We start from the raw sequence: 12709 nt of genomic DNA on the forward strand, positions 1-12709 counted from the left end.
CCAGAACCCATAGGAGAATAGCAATGATCGTCACCATCAAAACCGGCAAGTACAGCAGCGCTCAGGGCCCTCGGGTTGCCCAGCATAATGACGGGCGCGTCACCGTGAACACGGGCCGTATGCATGTAACCGGCTATCCGATCGGGCGACTGACGCCCACCGGCATATAACCTTATTAAGGAAGGTGGATATGACCATACGTCCCGTTTTTCTGACATTGGCACTGTTTGCCATTGCGCCGCAGGCACATGCACAGGATCTGCTGAACGTCAGCTATGATCCGACGCGCGAATTCTATCGTGACATCAATCAGGCTTTTGCCAAAACCTGGCAAGATCAGGGCCATGATGCCCCGAAAATTGAAACCAGCCATGGTGGATCGGGCGCGCAAGCGCGCTCGGTCATCGAAGGACTGGGCGCGCAGGTGGTGACGCTGGCTCTTGCCTCTGACATCGACAAGATCGCGCAAGCGGGGAAACTGCCGACCGACTGGCAGACCCGATTGCCCCATAATTCCAGCCCCTATACATCGACCATCGTCTTTCTGGTGCGCGAAGGGAATCCCAAGGGCATCACCGATTGGGGCGATCTGGTCAAGGACGGGGTAGAGATTATCACCCCGAACCCGAAGACCAGCGGCGGCGCGCGCTGGAATTATCTGGCAGCTTGGGCATGGGCGCAAGAAAACGGCCGCGATCCCAAAGAGTTCGTTCATGACCTGTTTACGCATGTTCCGGTGCTGGATACCGGCGCACGCGGGGCGACGACAACCTTTGCACAACGCGGCATTGGCGATGTTCTGTTGGCATGGGAAAATGAAGCATGGTTGGCACAACAGGAACTGGGTGAAGATCAATTCGACATCGTCGCCCCCTCGATCAGCATTCTGGCCGAACCGCCGGTTGCCAAGGTGGATGCCAATATCAAGAATGACGCTCAGGGCGAACTGGCAGATGCTTATCTTGATTACCTTTACACACCCGAAGCGCAGGCAATGGCATTTGCCCATTATTACCGCGCATGGGATGACAGTCAGGCCGATCCGCAGGACGTTGCCCGCTTTCCAAAGATGAATCTGGTGTCGATTGACGATCTGGGCGGGTGGGCTAAATTGCAGCCCGAACATTTCGGTGATGGTGGTATCTTTGACCAGATCTATGCAGGCCCGTGATGGTGTCGCGCAGCACCTGGATCGCCCGCAGCCCCATGCCGGGGCGGGGCGTTGCGGCAGGGATCACCCTGTCCATGCTGTCGGCGGTGGTTTTGCTGCCAATTGGCGCGTTGATCTGGCAGGGGGTTCAATTTGGTCCCCTTGGCATCTGGGATGTCATAAACCGTGACAGGGTTTGGGCGGCGCTGTGGCTGTCCTTCCGGTTGGCCTTTCTGGCCGCAGGCTTCAACCTTGTCTTTGGAACGCTTCTGGCATGGGTTCTGGTCCGCTACCGCTTTGCGGGTCGCCGGCTCGTGGATGCCGCTATCGATCTGCCTTTCGCCTTGCCAACCGCTGTCGCAGGCATCGCACTGACCACGCTTTATGCGCCAAACGGGTTTCTTGGTGGGTTGGCGTCACAGATCGGCTGGAAGATTGCCTATACCCAATGGGGCATTTTTCTGGCGCTGGTCTTTGTCGGTCTGCCGTTTGTCACCCGCACCGTCCAGCCGGTGGTCGAGGAAATCGATACCGAAGTCGAAGAGGCCTCGGCCACATTGGGGGCATCGCGGCTTTATACGATGCGGCATGTTATCCTGCCGATGCTGACACCGGCTGCCTTGACGGGCTTTGCGCTGTCGATGGCCCGCGCTGTGGGGGAATACGGATCGGTGATTTTCATTGCCGGCAATATCCCCCTTAAGACCGAGATTGCCCCTTTGCTGATCGTCATCCAGCTAGAGGAATATAATTACAACGCCGCGGGTGCGATCGGACTGGCCATGCTTGGCATTTCTTTCGTGATGCTGCTGGCGATCAACCTTGTCCAGATCTGGTCACGTAGAAAGATTGGTCATGTCTGATATATCACATCCAACCCGTTTTCGTCGCGCCAGTGACGACAGCCCCGTGGCCCGCCTGATCCTGATCGGAATTGCACTTGGTGGCTTGGGTCTACTGGTTGCAATGCCGTTGCTTGTGGTCCTGTCACAGGCATTGGCAGAAGGGTGGGGGGCGGCCCTGACCTCGCTTGCTAGTCATGATGCGCGTTCGGCGATCCGGCTGACTTTGTTGATCACCGCAATTGCCGTTCCCCTGAATGCGGTCTTTGGCATTGCTGCCGCATGGTTCATTACCAAGTTCGATTTTCGCGGCAAGGCGTTCTTGATTACATTGATCGATCTGCCATTTTCCATCAGCCCGGTTGTCGCTGGTCTTTGCATCGTCCTTTTGTTCGGCGCGAATTCGACGCTTGGGGGGCTTCTGGTCGCTGGGGGGTATCCAGTGGTTTTTGCAGTGCCGGGCATTATTCTGGCCACCGTCTTTGTGACCTTTCCCTTCGTGGCGCGTGAACTGATCCCCGTCATGGTCGAACAGGGCCGTGCCGAGGAAGAGGCCGCCCTGACGCTTGGTGCCTCGGGGTGGCGGGTTTTCACGACCGTGACCTTGCCAAACATCCGTTGGGCCTTGCTGTATGGGACCTTGCTATGCACCGCCCGCGCCATGGGGGAATTCGGGGCTGTTGCTGTCGTCTCGGGCAAAATCCGCGGGCAAACGGCCACCATGCCGATCACGATCGAGATGCTGTATAACGAATATCTGTCCGTCGCCGCGTTTTCGATGGCAGGCCTGCTGACCTGTCTGGCCCTGATTACCCTGACTTTGAAAACCGGGCTCGAGCTGCGTCACGCCGACGCACTGGCCGCCACCCGTCGTCATTGAGGATAATTTCATGCATATCCAGATCGACCAGATTGCAAAAAGCTTCGGCGCGACATCTGCGCTTCATCCGGTTTCGCTGTCTATACCGCAAGGCGCGTTGGTGGCGTTGCTGGGGCCTTCGGGGTCGGGCAAAACCACATTGCTGCGTATCCTTGGCGGTTTGGAATTTCCGACCTCGGGTCGTGTCATGTTCGACGGGCAGGACGCCACGAATATGTCGGTTCAGGACCGGCGCGCGGGGTTCGTTTTTCAAAGCTATGCCCTGTTCCGCCATATGACGGTTTTTGACAACATTGCCTATGGCTTGCGTGCGCGCCCCCGCGCCACACGTCCGGCAGCGGCCGAAATTGCCCGGCAGGTGACCCGTTTGCTGGACCTGATCCAGTTGCCCGATACTGGCAGCCGTTTTCCGACCCAGCTGTCTGGCGGGCAGCGCCAGCGTGTCGCCTTGGCGCGTGCCTTGGCGATCCAGCCAAGGATGCTGCTGCTGGATGAACCCTTTGGTGCCCTTGATGCAAAGGTCCGGAAAGAACTGCGTCAGGGCCTGCGTGATATCCATGATGAAACGGGGCTGACGTCGATCTTTGTCACCCATGACCAGGATGAGGCGATGGAGCTTGCCGACATGGTTGTTGTCATGTCGATGGGGCGGATCGAGCAGGTCGGGACCCCTGCACAAATCCGGCAGACCCCTGCGACAGCTTTTGTGAAGGATTTCATTGCTGCATAAGGCCTATGTTCAACAGTCTTGAAAACTGTTGAACATATTTGTATTCAACAGTCATAAGGATTGTTGAACATGATGCCAAAATTCCATTCGGCTTTGGCCCATGCGGCCTATCACGACCTGCTGCGGTCGTTGCGTGATGAAGGATTGCGCGACCTTCGCGGCACGCCATCATTGGTCACCCGCAACGGACGCGGTTATTGGTATGACAGCTTCCGCGTCGGCTCCGAAGTTCGCAAGCGCTATATTGGCGAGGATGCGCCCGACCTTGCTGCACGTATGACCCGCGCCCGCGAAGATCGTGCGCCCGCCGATCAACGTCGCCGCGATCGCGCCCGTCTGGTGCGCCTGCTTCGGGCCGAGGGGTTCTTGGGCCTTGATCCCACGACTGGCAGCTTGATGGCTGCACTTGCAGCTGCGGGTGTGTTCCGCCTTGGCGGGACAGTTGTCGGCACCCATGCCTTCCGGTTGTACGAAGGTGAATTGAACCTGCGCCTTGGTCTGGATCAAGCCGCCCAGACCGATGATCTGGATATTGCCAGTTTCGAAAGGCTTTCGCTGGCATTGGAAGACGCCGCTGCGCCGCCTGTCCAGCAGGTGCTGTCCGATTTCGACTTTGACCCCGCGCCCAGCCTTGAACCTGGTCGTACATGGCGCTGGCGTCAGACGACAGGCAATGCACTGGTCGAATTCCTGACACCCGCCTTCGATCAGGAAGGTTTGCGCGACCTGCCGGCACTTGGAGTGCAAGCACAGGCTTTGCGACATCTGAACTATCTGATTGCCGAACCGATCCATGCTGCAATCCCCTATCGCAGCGGTGTTCTTGTCCAGATTCCGCGCCCCGAACGCTTTGCCATCCATAAGCTGATCGTCGCAGATCGCAGGCGTGATCAGGACCGGCTCAAATCCGCCAAAGACCGTGCACAGGCCGCCATGTTGATCGCAGTGCTGGTCCGCGATCGTCCCGATGATCTTGCAGACGCGTATGAGGATGCCTTGTCCCGCGGCCCCCGCTGGCGCGACCGGGTCGCGGCCAGCCTGTCGCGTATGCCGGACACGGCTGCATTGCTGACGAAACTTTAATCCGAAACGACGATGCGGGTCTGCCAATCCTGACAGGCGCGCGTCAGATTTTGTGGAAGGGTGCGATCTGTAAACAGGCAGTCAACCTGTGACAACGATGCGATGCGGGCAGGCGCACTGCGTGACAGCTTGGAATGGTCGGCAACCAGAAACGTGCGTCGGGACTGGCGCAGGATTGTCTGACTGACGCCGACCTCCTGGATGTCGAAATCCAGCATATCACCGTCACGGTCCAATGCCGAACAGCCAATCACCGCCAGATCGAATTTGAACTGCTGGATCGTCTGCGCCGCCAGCGACCCGACCAAGCCCCCGTCCGCCCGACGCAGATTGCCGCCTGTCACGATCACATCGCAATCCGGATTGGTGGCAAGGATATTGGCGACATTGATATTATTTGTCACGACCAACATGTTCCGATGCCCCCGCAATTCGCGGGCCACTGCCTCGGTGCTGGTCCCAATATTCAGGAAAAGCGAAATATTTTCAGGCACTTCGGCAGCGCAAGCACGGGCAATACGGGTCTTGGCATCCTGATGCAGAGCGCGACGGTCTTCATACCCGATATTGGCAACGCCTGATGAGAGGATCGCCCCGCCATGCACACGCTCTAACCGGCCGGAATCTGCAAGTTCGGACAGATCGCGGCGGATGGTTTGCAGGGTAACACCAAAATGCTCGGCCAATCCTTCAACGGTGACCTTGCCTTCCCTGCGCGCAATTTCAAGGATTTGCGGCTGGCGAAAGCTTTGCGACATGTGGGACCCCTTTGTCCAAGATGTGCCACGCCTCGCCGGATCCGGCAAGGCGTTCGGACTGACCGCTTGGTGCGGTCAAACCTTGGGTTCGCGTGTTTTCAGGACGGATACGGTCACACCCACAGTCAGAATGACAAAGGTGATCCCCAGCGACCAAGCCGGTGGAAATTTGGCCCAGCCCATCAGATCGGCGATGAAGATTTTCGATCCGATAAAGACCAGCAGGATCGACAGCGCATATTTCAGATAGGCAAAGCGGTGCAGGATCGCGGCTAAGGCAAAATACAAGGCGCGCAGCCCGAGGATTGCAAAGATGTTCGAGGTATAGACCAGATAGGGGTCGGTTGTGATGGTAAACACGGCAGGAACGCTGTCGACGGCAAAGACCAGATCGGCCACCTCGATTACCATCAGGGCCAGAAACAGCGGGGTGATATGACGGACAAGCTTGCCCTCGGTATCCGGCAGGCGAACGAAAAACGCATGCCCATACAGATCCTTGCTGACGCGGAACCGACCTTTGAAGAACCGCAGGATGGCATTGTCGGACATATCGTCTGGTTCATCATCGGCAAATAGCATCTTGATGCCGGTAAAGATCAGGAATGCCGCAAACAGGTATAAAACCCAATGATAGTGTTCGACAATGCTTGCCCCCAGCCCGATCATGATACCACGCAGGATAATCACGCCGATAATGCCCCAGAACAGCACCCGATGCTGGTAAAGCCGCGGAATGGCAAAGGATGAAAAAATCAATGCCATGACAAAGATATTGTCCATGGACAGGGATTTCTCGACGACAAAAGCAGTCAGATATTGCGCTGCTGCATCCCCGCCCATCTGCCAGAAGATAAAGCCCGAAAAGCTGACGCCCAGAATAATATACATCGCGGACAGGCGCAGACTTTCGGCGATCCCGATCTCGTGATCATCCTTGTGCAGGATGCCAAGATCGAACACCAGCAGCGCCAGAACGACAGATAGAAACAGCAGCCACATCCACAGCGGCGTGTCCATAAAACTTAGGAATAGAAGATCCAAGATGCCCTCATCATATTTGGGTGACGCCAGGCGTGGGGATCTGCTTCTCCACACCGAGCATGCTCGATGCGGTCCGACATCACGAGAAATCTTCCGATTTCATCGCCAGAGGGGCCCGGTCCCGCAGTTATGCAAAATGCGCGAAACGGCATCGCCCTACAAGGGTAGCAGGCAAATAATTCCCCGACGGAGGGTGCGGGGGAACCGAGGTGGCCATCCGGCGTTTTGCCAGACACCGTAAGAAAGGCCTTGCATATGACCCGCCTGACATCCCGAACGACCCTAGGCCTTGCCATTGTTCTGGCCGGTTTTGCAGGGCAAGCAATGGCGCAGGACGCGGATCAGAAACCGGTCGAATCCGAATGTCCGGCACCTGCGACACAGGCAGAACCTGCGACAAGTCCCGATCCATCCGAAGATGCCACCGCCGCTGAAAACAGCGGAACCACCGGTTGGAGCGGCGGAACAGGTGGATCTCAACTTGGCACGAACGGCCAAGGCGCGGTCGAGCAATCACTGACGTGGCAGCCGCCCACGGCACGAGGGTTGGACTTGAAGGCCGCTGCATCCGATACGGCAGAATGCTAGGCGTCATCCAAACGCAGGCGTAAGCCATCACGGTTCAAAAACTCTCCGTCGCGGATGATCGTGCGGTCGCCCTGCAACGCCTTGACCAATGACCCAAGGCGCGTCCTGGCAACATCATCCGCAACAATACCTTCCTGACCTGCCCGGAACAGGGCAACGGCGTCCCATGCGACGCCCGCGCCATCCAGATGGGTCGCCAGATTTGACCAATCCAGTTCGTTTCCGATCACATGCAGATGTGCCGACCGCAGCAGGTGGATGCCGCCATCCTGCATGCCGATCAGGACCACCAGCATGGTGAAACCGTCCGTCTCAGCAAGGCATTTGGCCAGCCATTCATCGAAATCAGTTGTGTATTCGGTCATAAAGCCCGTTGCTTGGAATGCGATGGCGGAAGGGAATGGGAGTCGAACCCACCCGGGACAGGCTCGCTGCCCCAACCGGATTTGAAGTCCGGCCGCCCCACCAGAGACGATTCCCTTCCAACAGGTCCGGACGATCCGATAAACATCGATCCGGACGTCCCCCAATAAAGGGTTTCACGATATGTCCGCAATATGCATATCCGGCAAACCGTCATTCCCGGCTATGAACGTGACGTAGTTGCGGGTGTTGAAAGCGCGGCAGCGCCATGTGGTCGTTTATACAGCCCCTAGTGCGTTCGAAGGTCAGATCGTTTGTAAATTCCTTCCGCGTCAATTGCTTATCTATAAAGCTGGTCACACATGCCGTCTTTTGTTAGCTGGTGATCCACATGCGGAAGCCCTGATTGCAACTTCAGCCTCCCCTTGTCCGTCTTACCGAAAGGAAGCATATGTCACGTATTGTGATATCCGAGTTTATGGATGATGCCGCAGTCCAGCGTCTCTCCGCACGGACGACCACCTTGTATCAACCTAATTTGGTAGACCTCCATGAAATTCTGGCGGCATCCTTGGTTGATGCCGAAATTCTAGTGGTGCGCAATCGCACGAAGGTGGACGAAGCTCTTCTTGATGCCGGTACAAAATTACGGGTCATCGGACGATTAGGGGTCGGTCTTGACAATATCGACCTTCAGGCCTGCGCGCAGCGCAACATCGTGGTCTGGCCGGCGACTGGGGCGAATGATCTGGCCGTTGCGGAATATGTCGTCAGCTCGGCCATGATGTTATTGCGGGGGGCATATCTAAGCTCAGCCGATGTCGCCGCCGGCGATTGGCCCCGCCAGCAGCTGATTGGTCGGGAATTGTCAGGCCACGTCATGGGGCTTTTGGGCTTCGGCTCGATCGCGCGGCAGGTTGCACAGCGGGTGCAGGCACTTGGTATGACGGTCATTGCCCATGATCCGCATCTGCCTTCGAATGACCCTGCATGGGGTGCAGTCGATAATGTCTCGTTCGATATGCTGCTGACGCAATCCGACGTGCTAAGCCTGCATGTCCCGTTAACACCGCAAACCCACCATATCATCGACAGGCGGTCACTGACACAAATGAAGGCGACCGCTGTTCTAATCAATGCCGCCCGTGGCGGGGTTGTGGACGAAGTCGCATTGGCAGATGCGTTAATCCATGGCGAACTGGCCGGTGCCGCATTGGACGTATTTGAAGCTGAACCCCTTTCTGCCGAACATGGCGCACGGTTTGCAGGAATTCGTAATATTATTCTGACGCCACATATCGCGGGCGTCACGAAGGAATCGAATGTCCGCGTCAGCAGTCTGATTGCCGATAAGATCCTTGATTATCTGGGTGCAGATATCTGAAGCCGGTTACTGTCCGAACCGCGTGTGCCGCTCGGGCAGGATCACTAGGCATATTAACGGTATCGTCATTGTATCAACGGCTATAAAACGCAATAATGCCTTTATTTTAGGCAACCCTGCTTTGCCATGATTTCCTTAGGTTATTTAACTGTATCGTAACGTGAAAGCGTTTTTTATAGGCGTTTTCCTTGCACTATTGGCGAAAAATAGCTTTGATACGCTCATGTTTGAACAAAATCCGTCTGAGAAAATAGATCTGCTGTCAATTCCGGACAGTGGAACCGTAGCATCGCAAAGATGCTTGATCGGACTTGGAACAAGAGGATCTCCGATGAAATCCATGAAAGCTGCTCTTGCTTTTACCGGCTTGGTTCTTGCCGCCCCCGCGGCATATGCTGCAGATGAATGCGGCAGCCTGACGATTGCCGAGATGAACTGGGCCTCGGCTGGCTTGGCCGCTTGGGTCGACAAGCTTATTCTGGAAGAAGGTTACGGGTGTGACGTCGGTCTTGTGACCGGTGATACGGTTCCGACCTTCACGTCGATGAACGAAAAGGGTGAACCCGATATTGCCCCCGAACTTTGGGTCAACGCCGTCAAAATCCCGCTGGAAGCCGCGAAAGAAGAAGGGCGTATTATCGTCGCTTCGGAAATCCTGTCGGATGGTGGCGTCGAAGGGTTCTGGGTTCCCACGAAGCTGGCCGAAGAACATAACCTGAAGACCATTCAGGACGCGCTCGAGCATCCCGAACTGTTCCCTGGCGCAGAAGACAGCAGCAAGGGTGCATTCTTCAACTGTCCCTCGGGTTGGAGCTGCCAGATCATTACCGGAAACCAGTTCACCGCGCTTGACGGAGAAGGCAAAGGATTTGAACTGATCGACAGTGGCTCGGCTGCCGGTCTGGATGGATCGATTGCCCGCGCGTTCAACCGTGATGAAGGCTGGCTTGGCTATTACTGGGCGCCGACTGCCATTCTTGGCAAATACGACATGACCTTGCTGGATATCGACGTCGAACATGACGCCGAGGCGTGGGATTCCTGCACCGTAGTCGCCGACTGCCCCGATCCCAAGCTGAACGCCTGGTCCAAATCCGAAGTGTTCACCGCAGTGACCAAGGAATTTGCGGAAGAAAACGCCGTGACCATGGAATATCTGGGCAAACGTGCGTGGACCAATGACACCGTGAACTCGCTACTGGCATGGATGGGTGATAACCAGGCCACAAACGAGGATGGCGCTTACTACTTCCTTGAAAACTTCCCGGACGTCTGGACCGCTTGGGTGTCCGAAGATGTGGCCGAAAAGGTCAAGGACGCCCTCTGATCGACATCACGGCGGGGGCGCTTGTCTCCGCCGTATGACAAGATCGGATTTGTCCCAACAAAGAAGAAAAAAATATGGATTTTGTTGACTTTCCAGAGATGGGCAGAGCCGACCTTCGCGCTCTTCGTATTGCTATCGATACAGCATTCAGGGGTTTCACACGTGCATACGGTGAAACCCTTGAACAGATTTTCCACCCGATCCAGATCCTGCTGGTCTTTATCGAGAATATCCTGATCGACAGCCCGTGGATCCTGGTTCTGGCCGGCCTTGCTCTAATGATCTGGGCACTCAGCCGCAGCTGGAAGATCGTGCTTGGCACCATCATAGCACTGCTGTTGATCGGCTATTTTGGCATGTGGGAAGATACGATGCGCACCATTGCGATGGTGGCGGTCTGTACGCTGATTGCGGTCGCGATCGGTATCCCGACAGGTATTCTGATGGCGCGGTTCAACCGTGCGAACCAGATTATCATTCCCGTTCTGGACATGATGCAGACGATGCCAAGCTTCGTCTATCTGATCCCGGTCGTGATGATTTTCGGCCTTGGCAAGGTCCCCGGCGTGATTGCTGTTGTAATCTATGCTGTGCCGCCGATCATCCGTTTGACCAACCTTGGTATCCGACAGGTCCCTGCCGATGTGCTTGAAGCCGCGGCTGCATTTGGGTCCAGCGGTGGGCAGACGCTGAAAGATGTACAATTGCCGCTGGCTTTGCCGACCATCATGGCAGGCGTTAATCAGACTATCATGATGAGCCTTGCTATGGTTGTTGTAGCATCCATGATCGGTGTGCGTGGTCTTGGCCAACCTGTCTTGCAGGCCATTAACAACCAGTACTTTACCTTGGGCGTCATGAACGGTCTGGCCATTGTTGCCATTGCGATTATTTTCGACCGCGCGACGCAGGCTTATGGCAAGCGGCTGCAGAAACATCTGGAGGCCGTCCATGGATGAGACCACTGAAGCCACCCATGACATCGATATCCGTAATCTGTATAAGATTTTCGGCCCCAATGCCGCAGCGCATATCGATAATGTCAAAGCGGGCATGACCAAAGAAGAACTGAACGCAAAGCATAACCACGTTCTGGGTTTGGAAAACATCAACCTGACCATTCCCGCCGGACGTATTCAGGTGGTGATGGGTCTGTCGGGATCGGGGAAATCCACCCTGATCCGGCATATCAACCGGTTGATCGATCCCACCTCGGGCGAGGTGGTGTTCGACAAACAGGACGTGGTGAAGATGTCGCCGACCGAGCTGCGGGAATTCCGCCGATCGAAAACGGCGATGGTGTTCCAGAAGTTCGCGTTGTTCCCACATCGTACGGTGCTGGAAAACACCGTTTATGGTCTGAAAATCCGCGGTGTTTCGGATAAGGAATGTCAGGAGCGTGCACGTCGCTGGATCAGCCGTGTGGGTCTGGAAGGGTTCGAAGACAACTATCCCAACCAGCTCTCGGGCGGTATGCAGCAGCGCGTAGGACTGGCGCGCGCATTGACCAACGACCCCGAGATACTGTTGATGGATGAGGCGTTTTCCGCATTGGACCCGCTAATCCGGACCGATATGCAGTCCGTTCTTCTGGGACTGCAGGCCGAATTGCGCAAAACGATCGTTTTCATTACCCATGATCTGGACGAAGCTCTGCGTCTTGGAGACAAGATTGCGATCTTGCGTGATGGCCGGATTATCCAGCAGGGCACGGGCGAACAAATTGTCCTGCGGCCCGCCGATGATTATATCAGCAGTTTTGTGCATGACGTAAAACGTGGGAATGTGATCACCGTCCGGACGATTACGCGTAAAGGCCAGCGTGCCGATACTCCGATCACATTGCCCTATGATACTCTGCTGGAAGAGGCCGCCCGCGCCATGACCAACGCAGAGGTCAACCGCGCCAATGTAACCGGAACAGATGGCACGCATCTTGGAATGATTACCCTGTCCAAGACAGTGGCCGAGATGATTGCACCGGATACAAGTGACGATGACACAGCCGATGTCATGACTGCTTGATCACTCAGTATGAGCGTCGCAATAAGGCCGCATCATGTGCGGCCTTATCTATTTTCGTCGGCAAGCAATCTTAGTAAAGCCGATGTATATTCCCTTTGGAAGATTATAGATATGCACCGGTGCATTCCTGTCTATTACGCCGGGCATAGTGACTTGCAACATTCGGTTATTCCGCTTCCAGTCCCACGGCATCAGTCGCGTCAAAAACGGTACAACAACGCCAAGCTTACAGATTTGAACTGCCAAAATAGCTATGGCTTTTGTTTCATCGCCTAAATGCAATGCGCATCATACCGGTCGTCGATTGCTACACGGTTCTTAGGACTTTCAAAGCTTCTGTGGCAACGAAGGTCACGCATACCGATAATCGGCGAGTGTAATTTGCAAGATGACCTGAGCCTCTAAAATTTTTCCAGATTTGTGTAGAGTCCGCCTAACAAAAAGGACGGACAAATGAAGGCACGATTTACGGACGAACAGATCATTGCGATGATCAAGGAGCAGGAAGCTGGCGAGAAGACCTCTGATGTGTGTC

At 55.7% G+C, this 12709-nt stretch carries 15 protein-coding genes and 1 tRNA gene; 12 read left to right on the forward strand and 4 right to left on the reverse strand.

What is annotated here, in order from left to right; genetic code table 11:
* The first annotated feature begins 23 nt into the window (after positions 1–23).
* The 6 genes from DWB67_RS18085 to DWB67_RS15595 all read left to right on the forward strand — a co-directional run bounded on the left by DWB67_RS18085 (position 24) and on the right by DWB67_RS15595 (position 4685).
* Positions 24–170, forward strand: coding sequence for a hypothetical protein (locus tag DWB67_RS18085; RefSeq protein WP_182911615.1), 147 nt, complete (start codon positions 24–26; stop codon positions 168–170).
* A 20-nt stretch (positions 171–190) separates the two neighbouring features.
* On the forward strand, positions 191–1171 hold the full coding sequence (locus DWB67_RS15575) for a sulfate ABC transporter substrate-binding protein (RefSeq protein ID WP_119808504.1): 981 nt from the start codon (positions 191–193) through the stop codon (positions 1169–1171).
* Complete coding sequence (gene cysT / locus DWB67_RS15580; RefSeq protein ID WP_119808505.1) at positions 1171–2013, forward strand: sulfate ABC transporter permease subunit CysT; 843 nt, start codon at positions 1171–1173, stop codon at positions 2011–2013. Before DWB67_RS15575 ends, cysT begins: the two co-directional genes overlap by 1 nt.
* On the forward strand, positions 2006–2872 hold the full coding sequence (gene cysW, locus DWB67_RS15585) for a sulfate ABC transporter permease subunit CysW (RefSeq protein ID WP_119808506.1): 867 nt from the start codon (positions 2006–2008) through the stop codon (positions 2870–2872). The genes cysT and cysW overlap by 8 nt, the downstream gene beginning before the upstream one ends.
* A 10-nt stretch (positions 2873–2882) precedes the next feature.
* Positions 2883–3602 (forward strand): sulfate/molybdate ABC transporter ATP-binding protein, encoded by a 720-nt coding sequence (locus tag DWB67_RS15590; RefSeq protein ID WP_119808507.1) that lies wholly within the window; start codon positions 2883–2885, stop codon positions 3600–3602.
* Positions 3603–3671: 69 nt separating this feature from the next.
* Positions 3672–4685, forward strand: coding sequence for a GSU2403 family nucleotidyltransferase fold protein (locus tag DWB67_RS15595; protein WP_119808508.1), 1014 nt, complete (start codon positions 3672–3674; stop codon positions 4683–4685).
* On the opposite strand, the gene DWB67_RS15600 is transcribed toward DWB67_RS15595, so the two are convergent.
* On the reverse strand, positions 4682–5443 hold the full coding sequence (locus DWB67_RS15600) for a DeoR/GlpR family DNA-binding transcription regulator (RefSeq protein WP_119808509.1): 762 nt from the start codon (positions 5441–5443) through the stop codon (positions 4682–4684). The two genes, DWB67_RS15595 and DWB67_RS15600, sit on opposite strands and share 4 nt — an antisense overlap.
* A 75-nt stretch (positions 5444–5518) precedes the next feature.
* Positions 5519–6487, reverse strand: coding sequence for a TerC family protein (locus tag DWB67_RS15605; RefSeq protein WP_119808510.1), 969 nt, complete (start codon positions 6485–6487; stop codon positions 5519–5521).
* A gap of 255 nt (positions 6488–6742) precedes the next feature.
* Between DWB67_RS15605 and DWB67_RS15610 the strand changes: the two genes are divergently transcribed.
* Entirely contained in the window at positions 6743–7075 is a 333-nt protein-coding gene (locus DWB67_RS15610; protein ID WP_119808511.1) for a hypothetical protein, read from the forward strand.
* Here DWB67_RS15610 and DWB67_RS15615 read toward each other — a convergent pair.
* The gene (locus DWB67_RS15615) at positions 7072–7440 is read right to left on the reverse strand and encodes a hypothetical protein (protein WP_119808512.1); all 369 of its coding nucleotides are present in this window, start codon (positions 7438–7440) and stop codon (positions 7072–7074) included. The two genes, DWB67_RS15610 and DWB67_RS15615, sit on opposite strands and share 4 nt — an antisense overlap.
* Before the next feature lie 23 nt (positions 7441–7463).
* Positions 7464–7559: transfer RNA gene (locus tag DWB67_RS18090), tRNA-Sec, on the reverse strand.
* A 330-nt stretch (positions 7560–7889) separates the two neighbouring features.
* On the opposite strand from DWB67_RS18090, the gene DWB67_RS15620 reads away from it, so the two are divergent.
* The 5 genes from DWB67_RS15620 to DWB67_RS18670 all read left to right on the forward strand — a co-directional run.
* The gene (locus tag DWB67_RS15620; RefSeq protein WP_119808513.1) at positions 7890–8822 is read left to right on the forward strand and encodes a hydroxyacid dehydrogenase; all 933 of its coding nucleotides are present in this window, start codon (positions 7890–7892) and stop codon (positions 8820–8822) included.
* Between the two features lie 331 nt (positions 8823–9153).
* Entirely contained in the window at positions 9154–10149 is a 996-nt protein-coding gene (locus tag DWB67_RS15625; RefSeq protein WP_119808514.1) for an ABC transporter substrate-binding protein, read from the forward strand.
* Positions 10150–10223: 74 nt separating this feature from the next.
* Positions 10224–11108 carry a proline/glycine betaine ABC transporter permease gene (locus tag DWB67_RS15630; RefSeq protein ID WP_119808515.1) on the forward strand — a complete coding sequence of 295 codons (885 nt, stop codon included), beginning with the start codon at positions 10224–10226 and terminating at the stop codon, positions 11106–11108.
* Entirely contained in the window at positions 11101–12174 is a 1074-nt protein-coding gene (locus tag DWB67_RS15635) for a glycine betaine/L-proline ABC transporter ATP-binding protein (protein WP_119808516.1), read from the forward strand. Before DWB67_RS15630 ends, DWB67_RS15635 begins: the two co-directional genes overlap by 8 nt.
* Before the next feature lie 489 nt (positions 12175–12663).
* On the forward strand, positions 12664–12709 hold a 46-nt coding region (locus DWB67_RS18670), incomplete at its 3' end, for a hypothetical protein (RefSeq protein WP_370453601.1).

The organism is Paracoccus sp. JM45 (assembly GCF_003590715.1).
In the GTDB taxonomy this organism is placed as follows: domain Bacteria; phylum Pseudomonadota; class Alphaproteobacteria; order Rhodobacterales; family Rhodobacteraceae; genus Paracoccus.